Annotated in this window: 14 protein-coding genes and 1 tRNA gene; 12 read left to right on the forward strand and 3 right to left on the reverse strand. The window is 70.4% G+C overall.

What is annotated here, in order from left to right:
• The first annotated feature begins 41 nt into the window (after positions 1–41).
• From DEJ23_RS11195 to DEJ23_RS11225, 9 genes are all read left to right on the forward strand, one after another.
• Positions 42–4,511: an FtsK/SpoIIIE domain-containing protein gene (locus DEJ23_RS11195; RefSeq protein ID WP_181429227.1), complete on the forward strand. Its 4,470-nt coding sequence runs from the start codon at positions 42–44 to the stop codon at positions 4,509–4,511.
• A 129-nt stretch (positions 4,512–4,640) separates the two neighbouring features.
• The gene (locus DEJ23_RS11200; protein ID WP_058728075.1) at positions 4,641–4,937 is read left to right on the forward strand and encodes a WXG100 family type VII secretion target; all 297 of its coding nucleotides are present in this window, start codon (positions 4,641–4,643) and stop codon (positions 4,935–4,937) included.
• A 68-nt stretch (positions 4,938–5,005) separates the two neighbouring features.
• Positions 5,006–5,569, forward strand: a complete 564-nt coding sequence (locus tag DEJ23_RS11205) for a hypothetical protein (protein WP_111240339.1) — start codon at positions 5,006–5,008, stop codon at positions 5,567–5,569.
• The gene (locus DEJ23_RS11210) at positions 5,566–6,420 is read left to right on the forward strand and encodes a hypothetical protein (RefSeq protein WP_111240340.1); all 855 of its coding nucleotides are present in this window, start codon (positions 5,566–5,568) and stop codon (positions 6,418–6,420) included. The genes DEJ23_RS11205 and DEJ23_RS11210 overlap by 4 nt, the downstream gene beginning before the upstream one ends.
• Positions 6,413–7,945: a hypothetical protein gene (locus DEJ23_RS11215; RefSeq protein WP_111240341.1), complete on the forward strand. Its 1,533-nt coding sequence runs from the start codon at positions 6,413–6,415 to the stop codon at positions 7,943–7,945. Before DEJ23_RS11210 ends, DEJ23_RS11215 begins: the two co-directional genes overlap by 8 nt.
• Positions 7,930–8,463 carry a hypothetical protein gene (locus tag DEJ23_RS11220; protein ID WP_111240342.1) on the forward strand — a complete coding sequence of 178 codons (534 nt, stop codon included), beginning with the start codon at positions 7,930–7,932 and terminating at the stop codon, positions 8,461–8,463. Before DEJ23_RS11215 ends, DEJ23_RS11220 begins: the two co-directional genes overlap by 16 nt.
• A gap of 292 nt (positions 8,464–8,755) precedes the next feature.
• Positions 8,756–8,983 (forward strand): hypothetical protein, encoded by a 228-nt coding sequence (locus tag DEJ23_RS15460; RefSeq protein WP_146240278.1) that lies wholly within the window; start codon positions 8,756–8,758, stop codon positions 8,981–8,983.
• Positions 8,973–9,452 (forward strand): hypothetical protein, encoded by a 480-nt coding sequence (locus DEJ23_RS15465; RefSeq protein ID WP_220034222.1) that lies wholly within the window; start codon positions 8,973–8,975, stop codon positions 9,450–9,452. Before DEJ23_RS15460 ends, DEJ23_RS15465 begins: the two co-directional genes overlap by 11 nt.
• Before the next feature lie 501 nt (positions 9,453–9,953).
• Positions 9,954–10,823: an oxidoreductase gene (locus tag DEJ23_RS11225; RefSeq protein WP_111240343.1), complete on the forward strand. Its 870-nt coding sequence runs from the start codon at positions 9,954–9,956 to the stop codon at positions 10,821–10,823.
• Positions 10,824–10,943: 120 nt separating this feature from the next.
• Here the strand turns inward: DEJ23_RS11225 and DEJ23_RS11230 are convergent, their stop codons facing one another.
• On the reverse strand, positions 10,944–13,112 hold the full coding sequence (locus DEJ23_RS11230) for an ATP-dependent DNA helicase RecQ (protein ID WP_258375470.1): 2,169 nt from the start codon (positions 13,110–13,112) through the stop codon (positions 10,944–10,946).
• Positions 13,113–13,180: 68 nt separating this feature from the next.
• Positions 13,181–14,692, reverse strand: coding sequence for a hypothetical protein (locus DEJ23_RS11235; RefSeq protein ID WP_111240344.1), 1,512 nt, complete (start codon positions 14,690–14,692; stop codon positions 13,181–13,183).
• Between the two features lie 71 nt (positions 14,693–14,763).
• On the opposite strand from DEJ23_RS11235, the gene DEJ23_RS11240 reads away from it, so the two are divergent.
• The 3 genes from DEJ23_RS11240 to DEJ23_RS11250 all read left to right on the forward strand — a co-directional run bounded on the left by DEJ23_RS11240 (position 14,764) and on the right by DEJ23_RS11250 (position 16,421).
• The gene (locus DEJ23_RS11240) at positions 14,764–15,594 is read left to right on the forward strand and encodes an endonuclease/exonuclease/phosphatase family protein (protein ID WP_111240345.1); all 831 of its coding nucleotides are present in this window, start codon (positions 14,764–14,766) and stop codon (positions 15,592–15,594) included.
• Positions 15,591–16,190, forward strand: a complete 600-nt coding sequence (locus tag DEJ23_RS11245) for a hypothetical protein (protein ID WP_220034223.1) — start codon at positions 15,591–15,593, stop codon at positions 16,188–16,190. Before DEJ23_RS11240 ends, DEJ23_RS11245 begins: the two co-directional genes overlap by 4 nt.
• 157 nt (positions 16,191–16,347) lie before the next feature.
• Positions 16,348–16,421, forward strand: a tRNA-Pro gene (locus tag DEJ23_RS11250).
• 106 nt (positions 16,422–16,527) lie between these two features.
• On the opposite strand, the gene DEJ23_RS11255 is transcribed toward DEJ23_RS11250, so the two are convergent.
• Entirely contained in the window at positions 16,528–17,118 is a 591-nt protein-coding gene (locus DEJ23_RS11255; protein WP_111240347.1) for a VanZ family protein, read from the reverse strand.
• Positions 17,119–17,208 lie beyond the last annotated feature (90 nt).

Consider the following 17,208-nt stretch of genomic DNA (forward strand, 5'->3'; position numbering starts at 1 on the left):
GTCCGAGGACGCCCGTACCATGGTGGGCACGGGGGTGGTGTGTGAAACTCAAGGTGACCATCGCGGGGCCGCGGGCTGATCGTGACGTCGTGGTGACGGCCGACGTGACGGCGACGATCGGCTCGTTGGCCGACCGACTGTCCCGGGGGCGGACCGCGTCCGACGGCGTCCCGCTGACACTGCGCGTGTGGTTCCCAAACCGACGGCAGCCCCGCCTGCTCAACCCGTCGGCGACGGTGCACGAGTCGTCGCTCCGCTCGGGCTGTCGGGTCGAGGTCGTCGCGGCGACCGACCGTCGCCGGGGTGACGACGTCGAGGACGCCCCGGCAGCCGTCGCGCAGGTCGTCTCCGGCCCGGACGCCGGCAACGAGTACACCCTGTCCGATGGGGTCAACCTCATCGGCCGTGATGCGATGGCCCAGGTCTGGCTCGCGGGGGACGACCTGGTCTCCCGGCGGCACGCCACGGTGACGATCGGTGAGACCGTCGAGGTCGTCGACCTGAACTCCGCGAACGGGGTCGAGGTGGACGGGCGACTCGTCGCGCGCGCGTTCGTCGATCCCGACACGGCAGTCCGTGTCGGCGACACGACGCTGCGCATCCGGCCGTTGCCCACCGCGCCGTCCGCGCGGGTAACCGGCACGGGCGTCCCCGCGTCGGCGGTCCCGGAGGTGGACTTCAGCCGCTCGCCCCGGGTCGAGCCGGCGCTCCGCGGCCGACAGTTCACCCTGCCGGAGATCCCGGTACCGGGCGAGAAGCCCCGGCTGCCGATGATCGCGATCATCGCGCCGATCATCCTCGGCGCGGTCCTGTTCCTCGTCACGAAGCAGCCGTACACGCTGATCTTCATCGCGCTCTCGCCGGTGATCATGATCGGCACGTGGATCGACCAGCGGGTCCAGGCCCGACGGCGGAGACGCGACGAACGGCAGCGGTTCGAGGAGTCGCTCGCCGACTCCCGCGCACGGCTCGCGACGGCTCGCGCGGCCGAGATCGAAGCCCGGACGGCCGAGTCACCGGCCCCGGCGATCGTGACGGCGGCGATGCGCGACCGCTCGGCGCTGCTGTGGACGCGGAAGCCCGAGCACACCACCTTCCTCGAGGTCCGGTTCGGCGCCGGTACGCAGCCGTCCCGGTCGACCGTCACCCTGCCCTCGAAGAACTCCGGCAGCGTCGACGACTGGAACCGCGCCGAGGCACTGGCCGACGAGTACGCCACCGTCGGACCCGTGCCCGTGGTCGAGACGTTCGAGCGCGCCGGAGCCATCGGCGTCGCCGGCACCGGGCTGCCCGCTGACGACGTCGCACGCTCGCTGGTGGTGCAGCTCGCCGGCCTGCACAGTCCGGCGGACCTCGTGCTCACCGCCTTCGCCGGCGGCACCACCACCGACCAGTGGTCCTGGCTGAAGTGGCTCCCGCACGTCGACTCGCCCTACAGTCCGCTGCGCTCGACGGGACTCGTGCACGACTTCGCCGGCGCATCAGCGCTGCTGGCCGAGCTCGAGGGGCTCGTGGCGACCCGCCGTGCAGCCGGCTCGGGCCGCGGCGAGCAGGTCCGGTCGCGCATCGACGAGTCCCGTGCCCTCGACGAGGACCACGGCGAGTCGGTCGACCGGCTCCCCGCGACCCCCGCCGTCGTCGTGCTCGTCACCGCCGAGGCCCCCGCGGACCGCGCCCGTCTCGTCGCCCTCGCCGAGGAGGGCCCGGACCTCGGCGTGCACGTCCTCTGGCTCGCCCCCACGCTGCAGGCGCTGCCCGTCGTCTGCCGCACGCACATCGTGCTCGACCGGGCGAGCGGCACCGCCACGGTCGGCTTCGTCCGGTCCGGGCAGTCCGTCGTGCTCGACGAGCTCGACCGCGTGGACAGCATCGAGGCCGCGACCGTGGCCCGTGCGATCGCGCCGATCAAGGACTCCGGCGCTCGGGTCCTCGACGAGACCGACCTGCCGCACAGCGTGGCGTTCGTCGACCTGTACGAGGGTGACGTCGCCGGTGACCCGTCCGCCATCGTCCAGCGGTGGTCGAAGAACGACAGCCTGACCGCGGCGTGGGTGCCGGGCTCCGGGCGCGAGAGCGGCGGGGTGCGCGCCGTCGTCGGACAGGGCCCCAGTGAGCCACTCGCGCTCGACCTGCGCGCCCACGGCCCACACGCGCTCGTCGGCGGCACGACCGGTGCCGGCAAGAGCGAGTTCCTGCAGACCTGGATCATGGGCATGGCCACGGAGTACGCGCCCGACCGGCTCACGTTCCTGCTCGTCGACTACAAGGGTGGTGCCGCGTTCGCCGAGTGCGTGGGGCTGCCGCACACCGTCGGCCTCGTCACCGACCTCAACCCGCACCTGGTCCGTCGCGCCCTCACCTCGCTGCGCGCCGAGCTCCGGTACCGCGAGCACCTGCTGAACGACCGTGGCGCGAAGGACCTCGTCACCCTCGAGCAGCGCGGTGACCCTGCGGCGCCGCCCGTGCTCGTCATCGTGATCGACGAGTTCGCCGCGCTCGCCACGGAGATCCCGGAGTTCATCGACGGCGTCATCGACGTCGCGCAGCGCGGACGGTCCCTCGGCCTGCACCTGGTGATGGCGACCCAGCGTCCGAGCGGCGTCATCAAGGACTCGCTGCGCGCCAACACGAACCTCCGCATCGCGCTCCGGGTCGCCGACCCCGTCGACAGCGAGGACGTCCTCGGCGTGGCCGACGCCGCCTTCTTCGACCCCGGGACCCCGGGTCGCGCGGCCGCGAAGATCGGCCCGGGACGCGTGCTGGACTTCCAGACCGCCTACCTCGGTGGTCGCTCCGACGACGTGGTGCACGAGCCCGACGTCGACGTGCAGGACTTCCCCTTCGGGCCCGGCAGCACCTGGCCGAGCCCACCGCGGGCGCCGCGCGACTCCGGGCGAGCCCGCGACATCGAGCGGCTCGCCGCCACGATCGTGCGCGCCGCGGACCGGCAGGGCCTCGACGTCCCGCGCAAGCCGTGGCTCGACCAGCTCCCCGACGCCGTCGGTCTGGAGGCACTCCCCACCTCCGACGGATCGGCCCTCGTCATCGGGACGGTCGACCTGCCCGAGTCGCAGCAGCAGACCCCGTTCCGCCTCGACCTCGACGCGGTCGGCAACGTGGCCGTGCTCGGTGCCGGCGGGGCCGGCAAGTCCGCGGCGCTCCGCGCCGTGGCGGTGGCCGCCTCCGCCGTGGCGGACCGGTTCCCGGTCCGGATCACCGGGCTCGACTTCGGCGGTGGTGGTCTGCGCATGCTCGAGGCGCTCCCGACGGTGGGAACCGTGATCAGCGGGCCGGACGACGAACGGATCACGCGCCTCCTGGCCGACCTCGAGTCGACCGTCGCCGACCGCTCCGTGCGGTTCGCGGCCGCCCGTGCGGCGAACCTCAGCGAGTACCGCGAGGTGACCGGCACCGCCGAGCCGCGCATCCTCGTGCTGGTCGACGGCATGGGGGCGTTCCGCAACGAGTACGAGTTCCGCCTCGGCACCCAGCCCGTCTTCGACCAGCTCGTCGCGATCGCGGCGACCGGCCGCGCGCTGGGCGTGCACCTGGTGATGAGTGCGGACCGCATCGCGGCCTTCCCGTCGAACCTGCAGGCGGCCATCGGGGAGCGCATCGTGCTCCGACTGGCGACCGAGATGGAGTACCACGCGGCGGACGTGCCGGCAGACGTGCTCGAGGACGCCGTTCCCGGCAGGGGGCTGGTCGTTGAGCACGAGGTCCAGCTCGCGGTGCCCGGCGGCACCGCCGACCTCGTCGCGCAGGCCGCTGCGGTCGAGGAGCTCGCCGCCGACCTGCTGCGGCGCGGGGTCGCGGAAGCGCCGCCGATCCGCCGACTGCCCGAGCACGTCGATCGCGCGGAGCTGCCGGCCGCCGTCGCCGGACGGCCGACGATCGGGCTCGCGGACGACACCCTCGGACCGGTCGGCATCCCGACCGACGGCCTGTTCGTGGTCACGGGGCCCTTCGGGTCCGGACGCTCGACGACCATGCGGACCGTCCTGCGGTCGGTGCGGGCGACGTGGCCGGACCGACCCGCGCACCTGGTCGTCGGCAGACGGTCCACGCTGCGCGATGCGACCGCCTGGGCGTCGGCGGCGCAGGACGCCACGGACGCCGAGGCGATCGCGTCGCAGCTCGCGACCGCGCTCGAGAGCGGTGCGTCGAGCGGTCCCGACCCGGTGATCGTGATCGAGAACGTCGGCGACTTCGAGGGCCTGCCGGCCGAGAGCCAGGTCGCACGGCTCATCAAGGCCGCCCGCCGTGCCGGGGTGTTCGTGCTCGCCGAGGCCGACACGGTGACGGCGCCGAACGCGTGGCAGCTCTTCGCCGAGCTGAAGACCGCGCGTGCCGGGATCGCCCTGCAGCCGGAGGAGACCGACGGGCTGACGCTCTTCCGGACGGCGTTCCCGCGGGTGACCCGGACCGACTTCCCCGTCGGGCGCGGCATCATGGTCGACTCCGGGCGGATCACCCGCGTGCAGGTCGCTCGTGACACGGAGTCCTCCTGATCGGGGACCCGCTCGTCCCCCTCGAACGGGGGTGTGGACATTGCATGGGTGATTTGTTCCAGGGCGGTGTTACCGTTGTCGCGGTCGCCGGAGGGGCTGGCGATCCAGACCACCGTGAAGGGGTGCAACGTGGCCAACATCAACGTCTCCTACCAGGAGCTCAACAGCAACGCCGACCGTCTGCTCGCAGGGCGTGACGAGATCAACGCGACCCTGTCGAAGCTGCAGGCGCAGATCGCGTCGCTGACCCAGGCCGGGTTCCAGACGGACCGTTCCTCCGGTGCGTACAACGAGGCCTACAACCGTTTCACCAGTGGTGCGCAGAACACCATCGGTGGCCTGAACGACCTCGCGCAGTTCCTCCGCACGACTGCGCAGACGCTGGGCGACGTCGACCAGCAGCTCGCGTCGCGACTCGGGCGCTGATCGGGACGACCGGACCAGGGACGGCCGGCGCTGCAGGTGCCGGTCGTCTCCTCCGTTGGGGGTAGAGCATGTACGGGGAGATGGCGCAGCTCCGGGCGAAGGCCCGTGCGCTGCGCGACGACGCCGACGAGTTGCGCTCACGGGCGAGCGCGCTCGTGGCGCAGGCCGACGGGCTGTCGTCGGCGGGGAAGGCCGCCGACGCCGTGCGTCGTCGGGTCCAGGAGTCGGGCGCCGAGCTCGGCAAGAAGGCGCAGCTGCTCGACGAGGCAGCCGACGCACTCGACGCGCACGCCAAGGCGGTCGACGCCGTGAAGGCGCAGATCGCGGAAGCCGAGCGCATCGCACGTGATCTCTGGAACCAGGCCGCGCACCTGGCGGCGAACGTCGTGAACGCTGTCAAGGACGTCGCGTCGGACGCGGTCAACGGTTTCATGCAGGTGATCGGCGCGGCAGGCTCGGGGGAGCCCGACCACGTCCGTGTCTCCGTGCACGAGCTCGGCGGCCAGCAGGTCTCCGACGGCCAGGTCGCGAGTGCCAAGTCGTTCATCGCGCAGGTGCCGTCGCCGCCGCCGTCCGGATCGAAGGACTGGATCGACGTGCGCGGTGCCGCGATCCGGAACGGCGTCGGATGAGCGGGGCACCGGCGACCGACGTCATCGACTGGGACCTGACGGTCGACGAGCTGCGGACCGTCCGCGAGCACCTGCCCGGTCTCGTCCTGCCGTCCTTCGTGCCCTCGGGTGCGCCGGACCAGCAGCCCACGGAAGCGTTGATCGAGCGCGGGGTGCTCGCCCGCCAGCCCGACGCCGGTGCCGAGTCGTGGTCGGACGACCTCGACGCACCGTTCCTGCTGACGCTCGCACTGCAGAACGCCGGTTCGATCGTCATCCAGGTGAGTGCCTGGGATCCGGACGCGACGTGGGCGCACTCGACCGTCATCGGTGGCGATGCGGCCTCACACCTCACCGTGCGCAGCGCGCGTGCCGGCGAAGGCAGCGGTGCGCACCTGCGCGGCTCCGTGCTCGACCAGGCGTGGTCCGCGCTCGTCGAACTGATCCCGGCGCTCGAGGTCACCGACCCGGTCCGCGGCACGACGACGGTCAGCACGGTGGCCTCCCAAGCGCTGGTCGACGCCATCCAGCGCGGCGACGCCAGGGTGCTCGACGCCGTGGTCGCCGAACTGCACGTCCCGGCCGAGGCGGTCGGCCTGTTCCGCGGCCTGGCCGAGCCCGTGCAGCACGGCTTCCGTGTGAAGGCCTTCACCGCCGACCGTGGATCTGTCTTCGTTGCCGACTGGTTCGGCACCCGCCGCGGTTGGCTGCGGATGAGCGTCGGTCTCGACGCGGAAGCGCGTGGCTCGGAGGTCACGCCCGAACTCCTCACCGATGCCGGCACGGTCACCGTGACGGCGCAGACGGACCAGGACATCCGCACGGATCTGCTCGGGCTCGTCGCTGGACTCATCAGGGATCGAGATGTCTGACGGGATCAAGGTCGACTACGCGGAGATCGACCGGCTGACCACGGGTATCACCGCGCTCAACAGCTTCGCCGGGCCGCTCGTGCCGAAGGTCGGGGCGCTGTCGGCGGACGGGGACCTGCTCGCATCCGCGATCCTCTCGCCCGGTACCGCACTGGCCGCCGAGCATGCCGTGATGAACGCCTCGGCGCAGCTGAGCGTGACGATCGTCTCCACCGAGGCGCTCGTGATCATCACGGCGTCGATCTCGAAGGTGTACGAGACGGCCGAGGTCGCCCTCGCCGTGGCGATCGCAGGCTTGAAGGTCGAGGTGTACAAAGCGGTTGCCTTCGGCGTTCAGGTCGCTGTCGACGCGACCCTCCTGATGGAGACGGTCGTCTACACCACCGTCGCGTTGTCGTTCCTGGCCAAGGAAGCCGTCGAGAGCGGCGTTGCCGCGGATGTTCTCGGCATCGCTGCCCACTCGATCGCGCAAGCGTTCGTGGCTTCCGCAGGGCAGCAGGGGACGTTGAACGATCGTTTGACCTTTTTCGCCAAGGAATCCGCGCGCAACTTCGGCGACAATTTCATGGCCGAGCTGCCGGCGATGAGCCCGAAGCTCGTTGCTATGGAAGAGGCTTGGCTCGGGGACCTGCGCGGGAGCGGTACTTACGATGGGTTGCTTGCAACCCTCATTGCAGACGGACAGCGATTCGGGAAATTCCAAGACGGCCAGCACACCTTTGTCGACGGTCTGATCAGCCCCGAGGAGCGGACCAAACGATCCGAAGACGCAGTGTTCGCGTCCGAGAGTGCTCTCGACACAACGCTGAAGACTGACGCGGACGGAAACATCATCCCAACGGACCTTGCTTCGCTTCTTGCGAGTGCCGGTCAAATCGACGCTGTCGGGCAGCAGGACTTCGGAGACATCAGGATCACGAAGGTATTCGGCGCAGACGGGGTCGAGCGGTACACGGTGCAGATCCCGAGTACTCAGAGTTGGGACCCCGAGGCCGGGAGGACGCCGAACGATCTGACTTCAGACGTACACGCGATGCGTTACGGCAGCAACACCGCACTAGCAGAAGCGGTGAAGGACGCAATGCGCCGAGAGGGGATCGTCGATCAGCCAGTGATGCTGGTCGGGTTCAGCCTCGGAGGTATCACCGCTGGGACAATCGCGGCCGATCCTGACGGCTTCAATGTGCAGCAAGTGGTGACAGCGGGCGCACCCGTGGGTTCCATGCCGATTCCCGAGACCACGCACGTCACCTCGTTCGAGTTCACCAGCGACCCGGTCGCGGCCCTCGACGGTACGCTGAATCCTGATCATTCCTCCTGGCAGACCATCCGCGGGGATGCGCCAATCAAAGCCGACGAGGATATGCCGATGGCTTCGGTGGGCGACGCGCATGATGCGAATCGGTATGCGGTCATGGCTCAGCAGCAGGGACGGGTGGACGCGTCGGATGACGTCGCCGAGTTCCTCGGAACGGACGGGAATCAGGTGTCCATGAACGACTGGGAAGCGTGGCGCATCCCGTGACGGTGTTGAACAAGTTGATGATCGCGACGGCTGGGGTCCTGGTTGTGGTGGGATGTGCCGGCTGCAGTTCGCCTGAGGGCGGGAAGGGACCGAGTGTGTCGCAGACTTCAGCGTCGGAGTCCTCCGGGCAGACGCTCGCGGAAGCCCGTGCGCAGTTGCAGGGACGCGGCGCTCTCACCGACGCGTCGATCACCGTCAACGAGACGACGTCGGGTTTTCAAGAACATCGTCGATTGTGGCTTGAAGCATCGACGACAAGCAGCTCTGAGGAAGAGCAACGCGCTCTCGTCGAGTACATGTTCGCTCTCGGATGGTCGATCAGCGATGTTGATGCCGACCAGGGCATCAGCGTCCGCGTTCACACGCAGCCGCAGGTGACGATCGGTGAACTCCTGCCGGATTGGAACGGGCTGCAGTACCGGTCGACCTCTGACTCCTTCAAGGAGGTGGCGGTCGCTCCTCGAAAGGTCCTCGAGCGTCAACTCGGACGATGGCCCGGAGCGGTACCGTCTCCCTGACTTGACATGGCCCGGCGAAGCGCCCTCCCGCGCGGGCTCAAGGCGCAATAGGTGGTGGCTGCTGGTGCTTCCATGGACCGGTCCGGGATGCCACCTGGTACCGGTGAGAAAGCATTCGAAGTAGACCGCGACCCAGTAGTGAGACTCGCGACATCGACAACACGCACGGCACGATCAACGGACTTTCTACAGGCCTTGACGAGGGCGTAGAGAAGGGGAAATCCAAAATGCAGACTTATGCGCCCGCACGGCGCAGGATGCTCCCGAGGCTGACGGTGACCCTGTCGCGCGCTTGGACGGGGCCGAAACTGCTCGCGGAACCATCCGCGGTCTGCCGGCTGCTCTCGACTCTGAGAAGGACGACGTGTTACATGTACCGAGTCCTGCACAGATCCACAATGCCGACCGTTACGCGAGGATGGCGCAGCAGTCCGAAATGAACCAATCGTCGGATTTCTCGCCGTTCTTCGGCGGCGACGAGAAGGAGGTGTTCAACTACTATGGCGTCCGTGGCAAGTGACAGGCGGCGAAGCCCGATGCTTGTTGCCGTCACCGTTGGAACTCTCCTGATCAGCTTGAGCGGATGTTCGGCTTCCGGGGCGCTGACTCCTTTGCAAGCCCGCGATTCAGTTGAGGCGGCACCCGGAGTGAAGAGTGCGACCGTGACGACCGGACGCGTCCAGGAAACCCTGGGATCGACGTACTACGTCGATGTACGGGTTGACCTCGAGCAAGGAATCGATCCAATGGATCTACCTCATCTGGTCGATTACATAGCTGCAACCGGTTGGGCGACGGACATCAAACACAAGCCAGCACAACTGCAGTTGAACTTCGGGGGAGCGGCCGACTTCGACATGGTGAAGGTGCTCCGGGCGATGAACGTTGAGGCGATTCCGGGCTTTGATCGATCCTCAGCAAGCGTCACAGCGGCCCATGCGAACAAGAAGTGGGGCCAGTGGCCGACGCGGGCGCCTGCTTGGAAGTGACTACTCAAGGCGATCGACGGGTGGACCATCGCCCCCCCCCAGCGCGAGTTCGCAGAGTTTCAATGTCCTGTCGGATATGACATCGACCGGTGAGATTCGCTCTTAGATGCGCGACTCCTAGCAGGTGCAGCTCCTCGTCATCGCACCGAAGCCTGAATCGGTCCTCGAGGGCGACAACCGGACAGCAAGCGCTTCTGTCGAGCCTGACCAAGGTTGACGGGCTTCAGTCTCCGGGGCACCACTGCCGGGGCTATTGCGGTCGGCATCGACGGCTAGTTTAACATCCAGCAAGTGGCCACCGCCGGAACTCCGATTGGAAGGATGAACATCTCTTCCGCGATAGACATCACAGCTCTGGAGGCTCCACAGGACGCCATTCTCTTGACGAACAGATCGGGACCTGGCCTATCGACACACCGCGAGGCACACCGACCGGGCGCCCGCGGACCAGGGGACAACCAGGGCCAGGCACACCGGAGTGATCGGGAGCATGGTCGAACCATGACGACGAACAGCCTCCCCGGCGGCACTTACGACCTCGGCGACCTCGAGGTCACCCGCTTCGGCTACGGCGCGATGCAGCTCGCCGGCCCGCACGTCTTCGGCCCGCCGGCCGACCGCGACGAGGCCGTCCGTGTGCTGCGCACGGCGGTCGAGCTCGGCATCACCCACATCGACACCGCGGACTTCTACGGCCCGCACGTCACGAACGAGATCATCCGCGAAGCCCTGCACCCGTACCCGGAGCAGGTCCACATCGTCACGAAGGTCGGTTCGCGACGGAACGACAAGGGGCAGTGGCCGCCGGCACGGAAGCCCGAGCAGCTCGTCGAGGACGTGCACGCGAACCTCGACCGGCTCGGTCTCGAACAGCTCGACGTCGTGAACCTCCGTGTCGGCGGGTTCGACGCGCCGGAGCCGGGCAGCATCGCTCCACAGTTCGAGGCGCTCGCCGATCTCCGGCAGCAGGGCAAGATCCGCCACCTCGGGCTGTCGACGGTGACGGGCGCGCAGCTCGTCGAGGCCCTCGGGATCGCGCCCGTGGTCTGCGTGCAGAACATGTACAACGTGGCGCAGCGCGGGGACGATGACCTCGTCGACCTCACGGCGGCCGAGGGCATCGCCTACGTGCCGTACTTCCCGCTCGGGGGCTTCTCGCCGATCCAGTCCGAGGCGCTCGACAGCGTGGCGGAGCGGCTGGGGGAGTCGCGGCTGTCGGTCGCCCTCGCGTGGTTGCTCCAGCGCTCGGACAACATCCTGCTCATCCCCGGCACGTCCTCGGTGGAGCACCTGCGGCAGAACGTTGAAGGTGCGGGCATCACGCTGCCGACCGACGCGATCCGCGAGCTGGACGCGATCGGCGCCGCCTGAGCCGAGCGCCGGGGACCAACGGGCGCAACGACCGGCAGCACAGCAGACCGCACAGCCGGCCGGCCGACCGTCAGCAGGCCGGACAGCCAGTCGGCCAGCCGGACGGCCCGTCCGCCGGTGTCAGGCCACCGTGGCGAGCGCGAACGGGAGCACGGCCGACGCCCCCGCACGCCGGAGCTCCCGCCCGGCGACGGTCATCGTCCACCGGCTGTCCACCAGGTCGTCGACGAGCAGCACCGGCCCCTGGTGCGACGCCAGCGCCGACGTCAGCGCCGGGTCCATCACGAAGGTGTCCCACACCCCGGCCAACCGGTAGGCGCTGTTCGTCGCGCCGTCGCCGCGGGGCTCCCCGCCGCTCCGCCCGAGTGTCCCGAGGAACTGCAATCGCCCGATGGAAGCGAGTGCCTGCGCCAGCGACCCGACGAGCTCCGGCCGCGACCGCGAGGACATCGCCACGACCCCGGTCGGACGCTCGACCCAGGGCCAGTCCTTCAGGGCGCGGATGCACCCGTCGACCAGCTCGCGGGACACGGGACCGTCCGGGCTGGTCGCAGCGAAGAGCGCGCGGAGCGGCCCGCCCCAGCCGAGGTCGGTGAGGCGAGCGACGGCCCGGCCCGGCTCGACGAGCTCACCAGCCGGGATCTTCCCCTTCACGGGCACGCCGAGCGAGGACATGCCGGACGGCCACTGCGCACGGGGTGCGATCTCGACGCCCACCTTGTCGAGTGCGGCGGCGGCGCCGGAGGCGTCCGAGTCGGACACCGAGGTGGGGTACCAGACGCCGGCGCAGTTGTCGCAGCGCCCGCAGGGCTCGGCGGAGGGGTCGTCGAGGTCCTGCTGCAGCAGCTGCATGCGGCAGGCCGAGGTGGACTCGTAGGCGAGCATCGACGCTGCCTCGGCCTCGCGGGCGGCTGCGACCCGCTCGTAGCGGGCGGCGTCGTACTGCCACGGCTGTCCGGTCGACACCCAGCCGCCGGCGACGCGGTGCACGGCTCCGTCGACGTCGAGCACCTTGAGGAGCAGCTCGAGCGTCGATCGCTTGATGTCGACCAGGCCCTCGAGCGCCACGGTCGACATCGCGGTGTCGGTGGAGAGCGCACCGAGCACGGCGGAGGCGCGGGCCTCGGTCGGCATCGACGCGCTCGCGAAGTACTGCCAGATCTCGCGATCCTCGCGCCCGGGCAGCAGCAGCACGTCGGCATTGTCGGTCGCACGCCCGGCACGGCCGATCTGCTGGTAGTAGGCGACGGGCGACGAGGGAGCGCCGACGTGCACGACGAAGCCGAGGTCCGGCTTGTCGAACCCCATCCCGAGCGCGCTGGTCGCCACCAGCGCCTTGAGCTCGTTGCCCTTCAGCTGCTGCTCGAGTTGCTCGCGTTCCTCGGTGTCGGTCCGTCCGGTGTAGGCGCGGACGGCGTACCCGTTCTCGCGGAGGAGCCGTGCGATGTCCTCTGCACCGGACACGGTCAGCGTGTAGATGATGCCGCTGCCGGGCAGGTCGCCCAGGTGCGCGAGCAGCCAGCCGAGGCGCTGCCGGGCGTCCGGCAGCGTCAGGACGCCCAGCCGGAGCGACGCCCGCGCCAGGGAACCGCGGATCGTGAAGACGGGGGCGTCCGGGCCCGCGGTGAGCTGTTCGGCGACGTCCTCGACCACGCGCTCGTTGGCGGTCGCGGTGGTCGCGAGCACGGGCACACCCTGGGGGAGCGAGCGGATGAGCTCGGCGAGCCGGCGGTAGTCCGGGCGAAAGTCGTGTCCCCAGTCGGAGATGCAGTGCGCCTCGTCCACGACGAGCATGCCCATCCGGGCGATCAACGTCGGCAGTTGCTCGTCACGGAACCGCGGGTTGTTGAGCCGCTCGGGGGAGACGAGGAGAACATCGACCTCGTCGCGCGCGAGGGCCGCCTGCGTGTCCGCCCACTCGTGCGCGTTCGCGGAGTTGATCGACACCGCGCGGACCCCGGCCCGCGCGGCCGCGGCGACCTGGTCACGCATCAGGGCGAGCAGCGGCGACACGAGCACGGTCGGCCCGCCCCCGCGACGGCGCAGCAGCAGTGTCGCGAGGAAGTACACGGCAGACTTGCCCCACCCGGTGCGCTGGACCACGAGGGCGCGCTGCCGGTGTTCGACCAGGGCCGAGATCGCCTCGAGCTGCCCCGGGTGGAAGACCGCGTCCGGTCGCCCGGTCAGGGCGGCCAGGGCCGCCTGCGCCTCCGCAGCGATCTCGGCGGACGGCGGGGCCGCCGCAGGAGCGGGCGAGCCGACGGACGAACCGACACCGAGACCAGACATGCCCCCATGCTGTCAGCACCCGCCGACGGAACGCGCCCCGTTCCTCCAGGCTGTGGAGAACGGAACCGCTACTGGTACGTGATCAGCGACGGCGTCGGCTGCACGTCCGCCATCGTCTGCTCCGGCGACAGCATCGGCGCGTCCTCGTCGAAGAAGTTCTTCCAGCCCCAGTGCACTCCCTCCGGCGCGTCCTGGTGCAGCGCCTTCCACGTCGCCTGCTTGTCCGGCTGCGAGCCCTGCCCGTCGACGTGGATGAGCACGTCGAGCTCCGGGTGCGAACGCAGCGAGGAGCGGTCCTGGATCATCGACAACCGGAACTGGTGCAGCACGAACGCCTTCGGCGGGAGGCCCTTCGTCCGCACCAGGTCGGCGAGCCACGACGAGACCTCGTTCACCTCCGCCGCCGACACGCTGCCGATCTGCTCCAGGGGCACCTGGTCGTCGGTCAGCCGCCACTCGGGGTCGAGCGCGAGCCACACGTTCGGCTTCGCCAGCAGCGACTCGTACCGCTTCGCCTGGGACAGGAAGTCCGACCGCCCCGGCTGCAGGTCGAGGATCACCGGCATCCCGGCGTCGCTCGCCGCGTCGACGTAGGGCTCCAGCGTCGACGCGGGAAGCTCGGTCGAGTAGTCGCCGTCGGCCCCGGCATCGCCGGCCGCGACGGTCGCGATGACCTCCATCGCCGGCGTCACCGGCTCGTCGCCGAGCCCGTCGTACTCCTTCGCCATCCCCTCGGCCCGGCGCACGGTCGCCGCGGGGTCCTGCTCGCCGAGCACCCCGAGCACCGGCGCGCCGGGCGCCCCGTACAGCGCCACGTACCGGTGCCCGTCGAACGGCCGCTGCCCGCCGTGGGGGAGCTGCCACCCGCTCTCCGCCGCACGCACCGTCCACTCCGGGTCGCGCAGGTCGCCGAACGCCGTGCCGACGAGCACGGTGGGGTGGTCGGCGCGCTCGTGCAGTGTGGTCACGACGTCTGGTGCGGCAGCCGGGTCGGTCACGCCGTCCGGCATGACGACGACACGGGCATCCGCGGCCTCCGCCGTCGTGACGGCCGCAGGGTCGGCGTCCCGGTCCGCCACGACGACGGTCGCCGGACGGGAGGCACCGCTCGCCTCCGGTGCGTCGCCACCGTCCGGCGCCTCCTGCTCCGGCACGTCCGTGTCGACCGTCACGTCGCCCTCCGCCTGGTACCAGTCGGCCCCGAGGCGTTCGAGCTCGGCGGCCACCCGGTCGCCGCCGCTCGTGCTCGGGGACGCTGTCGACGATCGACGTCCGCCGTCGTCCGTGAGCAGCAGGGGCACGTGGGCGGCCCGTGCAGCGCTCGCCGCGTCACGCACGGCCGCGCTGTCCGAGGCGGGCGCGACGACCGCCCCCGGGGACGCCCGGAACAGCGCACGGCTCGCGGCGACGGAGCGCGCGGCCGGGTCCTGCTGGGCGGCGACCGTGACCGAGTCGGCCGCCGACCGCGCGAGCTGCGCGACCGTCGGACCGTCGTCGTGTGTGGTGCAGCCGGCGGCGCCGAGCAGCAGGCCGGAGACCGACAGGGCGAGCAGGGCACGGGTGGGACGACCGGAACGCATCCGAGCCACCCTACGAGCGGTGGTGACGAGACCCTGGGAATGCGACGGGTGTCGTCTCGTAGACAGGACACATGCCAGACGCCCCGGACGACCGCCCGATCATCGGGGCAGTGGTCGCACCCGAGGTGCACTGCATGACCCTCAACCTCCGCCGCCGCACGCCGCGCAGGCCCGACCACCCGGACGCGTGGGAGCGCCGCCGCGATGCCGTCGTCGCGCTCGTCACCTCCGAGGAGCCGACCGTGCTGGCCGTCCAGGAGGCCCTGCCCACCCAGACCGCGGACCTCACCACCCGCCTCGGGTCGCGATGGGAACCGGTGGTCGTCGGTCGCGGCAGGCGCGGTGGCGGCGAGGCCGTCGGCTTGTTCCTCGACCGCGAGCGGCTCGACGTGGTGGAACGCCGCTCCTGGGCGCTCTCCCGCACACCCTCGCGAGCGGGCTCGCGGTCGTGGGCGACGGCGTTCCCCCGGCACGCCGTCGGTGCCGTCGTCGAGGACCGTGCCACCGGGCAGCGGTTCACCGCGATCGCGACGCACCTCGACGTCGCCTCGCCGTGGGCACGGCTCCGCGGCGCACAGCTGCTCGGACGGATCGTCCGCGGACGCGGGCTGCCGGCGGTCGTCATGGCCGACTGGAACTGCCCGGCCGGGTCGGCGCCGTGGCGGGCGCTCGCGGAGGCGGGGGTCGTCGACAGCTGGGGGCGGGCCTCCCGGCAGGTGGGGGAGGCGTACGGGACGTACCCGCACTACCGGGCGCCGCGTGTCGGTGCCCGGCGGATCGACGGGGTGCTCGTGACCGAGGATGCCGTGGTCGAGCGGGCCGCGGTGAACGTGCGCAGGCCGGGCGGAGTCTGGCCGTCGGACCACACGGCCGTGCACGCGGTCGTCCGGTGGGCCTCGTGATGCGCTCGCTCGGGATGACGTTCCTGCGCCGCAAGTTCCTGGCAGCCGACGTGGTGAGGGTCCTGACGCTCGTCAGCATCCCCGTGGCCACGATCGGTTGGGGGAGCACCTCGTTCGCGGTGATGTCGCTCGCGCTGTTCGGGGTGGTCCTGCCGCGGATGCTCGGGCTGCGGCCTGCGTTCGACATGGCCGTCTGCGTGCTCGTGCTCGTCGCCGGGTGGTCGAGCGCTCTCGAGTGGTACACGTCGGTGTTCCTCTGGGACAAGCTGATCCACGTCGTCCTGACCGGGTTGCTCGCGGCGCTGCTCGCCGTGATCGCTGCGGACCTCCGGCTCGTGCCGCACGCGCCGGACGCCGGGCGGGTCTCCGTGTCGCTCCTGGTGTTCACCGTCGGGCTCGGGATCGGGGCGGTCTGGGAGATGTGCGAGTGGCTCGGGCACAACTACGTCGACTCGAAGATCTACGTCGGGTACGACGACACGATCGGCGACCTGGCGGCGGACGGACTCGGCGGGCTGCTGGTGGGGCTCGCGCTGCCGTGGCTCGCGAGGGACCGCGAGGTGATGCAGCCGCCGGAGCGCTCGCCGCGGGGCTGATCAGCCGGTCCTGCCGATGCGGCGACGCGCCGTGGCACGAGCAGGGTCCGGCGTCCGCTATGCTTGACGGGCTGCTCGCGCTCCGGTCGGACGCGGGTGGTGGAGTTCCGGAGACGGGGCTCCGAGCCCATCTGGGCTCAGAGCTCGTGAGAGCTCACGGGCTGTGGCGCAGCTTGGTAGCGCACTTGACTGGGGGTCAAGGGGTCGCAGGTTCAAATCCTGTCAGCCCGACCGAACCGAAGGAGCATCTGAGTCATCCCAGGACTGCTCCCGACGAGAAAGCCCACCGAGTTCCTCGGTGGGCTTTCTTGACGCGTACGGGCTGAGACCGGAGCGATCAGCGTTCCTCGTGTCGAGCGGTGGGGGACGCCCCTGCGGGCGAGTGCCAGCGGAACACCTCCACGAGGTGGGACAGACCCGGCACGAGCGAGACCACGACGAACACCACGTAGCCGACGAGGCCGCCGACGGTGTTCCAGACGAGGTCGTTGACGTCGGCGACGTGGCCTCCGGAGAACAGCCGCTGCGCGGCGAGCTGGAGGAGTTCGATCGTGATGCTCACGGCCGCGGCGGTGAGCAGGACCTTCCACCACGAGGGGCGGCGCATCAGGAGCGGGATCAGGATGCCCAGTGGTGCGAACACGACCACGTTCGTGAGTGCATCAGCGACCTCGTAGTCGTGGAACGGGATCAGCGCCAGCGCTGGCGTCCACGGTTCCTGGTCCGGGACCGGGTCGAGGAAGATCGGGAAGACGGTGTTCGCGAAGATGCCGGCAGCGTAGACAGCGATCGCGGCTGCGACTGCGGTGCGAGGCCAGGTGGACCGTCTGCTCCTGAGCAGGAGGGCGAGTTGGACGGCGAAGACGATCACGCCGATGACGAGGGCGACGGGCAGGGCGGGTACTTCGCCGAACGGGTTGTCAGACACCGGACCGACCCTCGCTCGGGCGGTGTCCGCCCGTCCGGGGTGCGTGACGCACCGAGGGCGGTCCTCCAGGGGTCATCGACCACTGTTCGG

The organism is Curtobacterium sp. MCSS17_008 (assembly GCF_003234185.1).
Classification (GTDB): domain Bacteria; phylum Actinomycetota; class Actinomycetes; order Actinomycetales; family Microbacteriaceae; genus Curtobacterium.

Excerpts from the sequence above, each read along its gene's own strand:
- DEJ23_RS11205 (WP_111240339.1), top strand. The coding sequence starts at position 5,006 with ATGTACGGGGAGATGGCGCAGCTCCGGGCGAAGGCCCGTGCGCTGCGC.
- DEJ23_RS11210 (WP_111240340.1), top strand. The coding sequence starts at position 5,566 with ATGAGCGGGGCACCGGCGACCGACGTCATCGACTGGGACCTGACGGTC.
- DEJ23_RS11215 (WP_111240341.1), top strand. The coding sequence starts at position 6,413 with ATGTCTGACGGGATCAAGGTCGACTACGCGGAGATCGACCGGCTGACC.
- DEJ23_RS11225 (WP_111240343.1), top strand. The coding sequence starts at position 9,954 with ATGACGACGAACAGCCTCCCCGGCGGCACTTACGACCTCGGCGACCTC.
- DEJ23_RS11230 (WP_258375470.1), bottom strand. The coding sequence starts at position 13,112 with ATGTCTGGTCTCGGTGTCGGTTCGTCCGTCGGCTCGCCCGCTCCTGCG.
- DEJ23_RS11235 (WP_111240344.1), bottom strand. The coding sequence starts at position 14,692 with ATGCGTTCCGGTCGTCCCACCCGTGCCCTGCTCGCCCTGTCGGTCTCC.
- DEJ23_RS11240 (WP_111240345.1), top strand. The coding sequence starts at position 14,764 with ATGCCAGACGCCCCGGACGACCGCCCGATCATCGGGGCAGTGGTCGCA.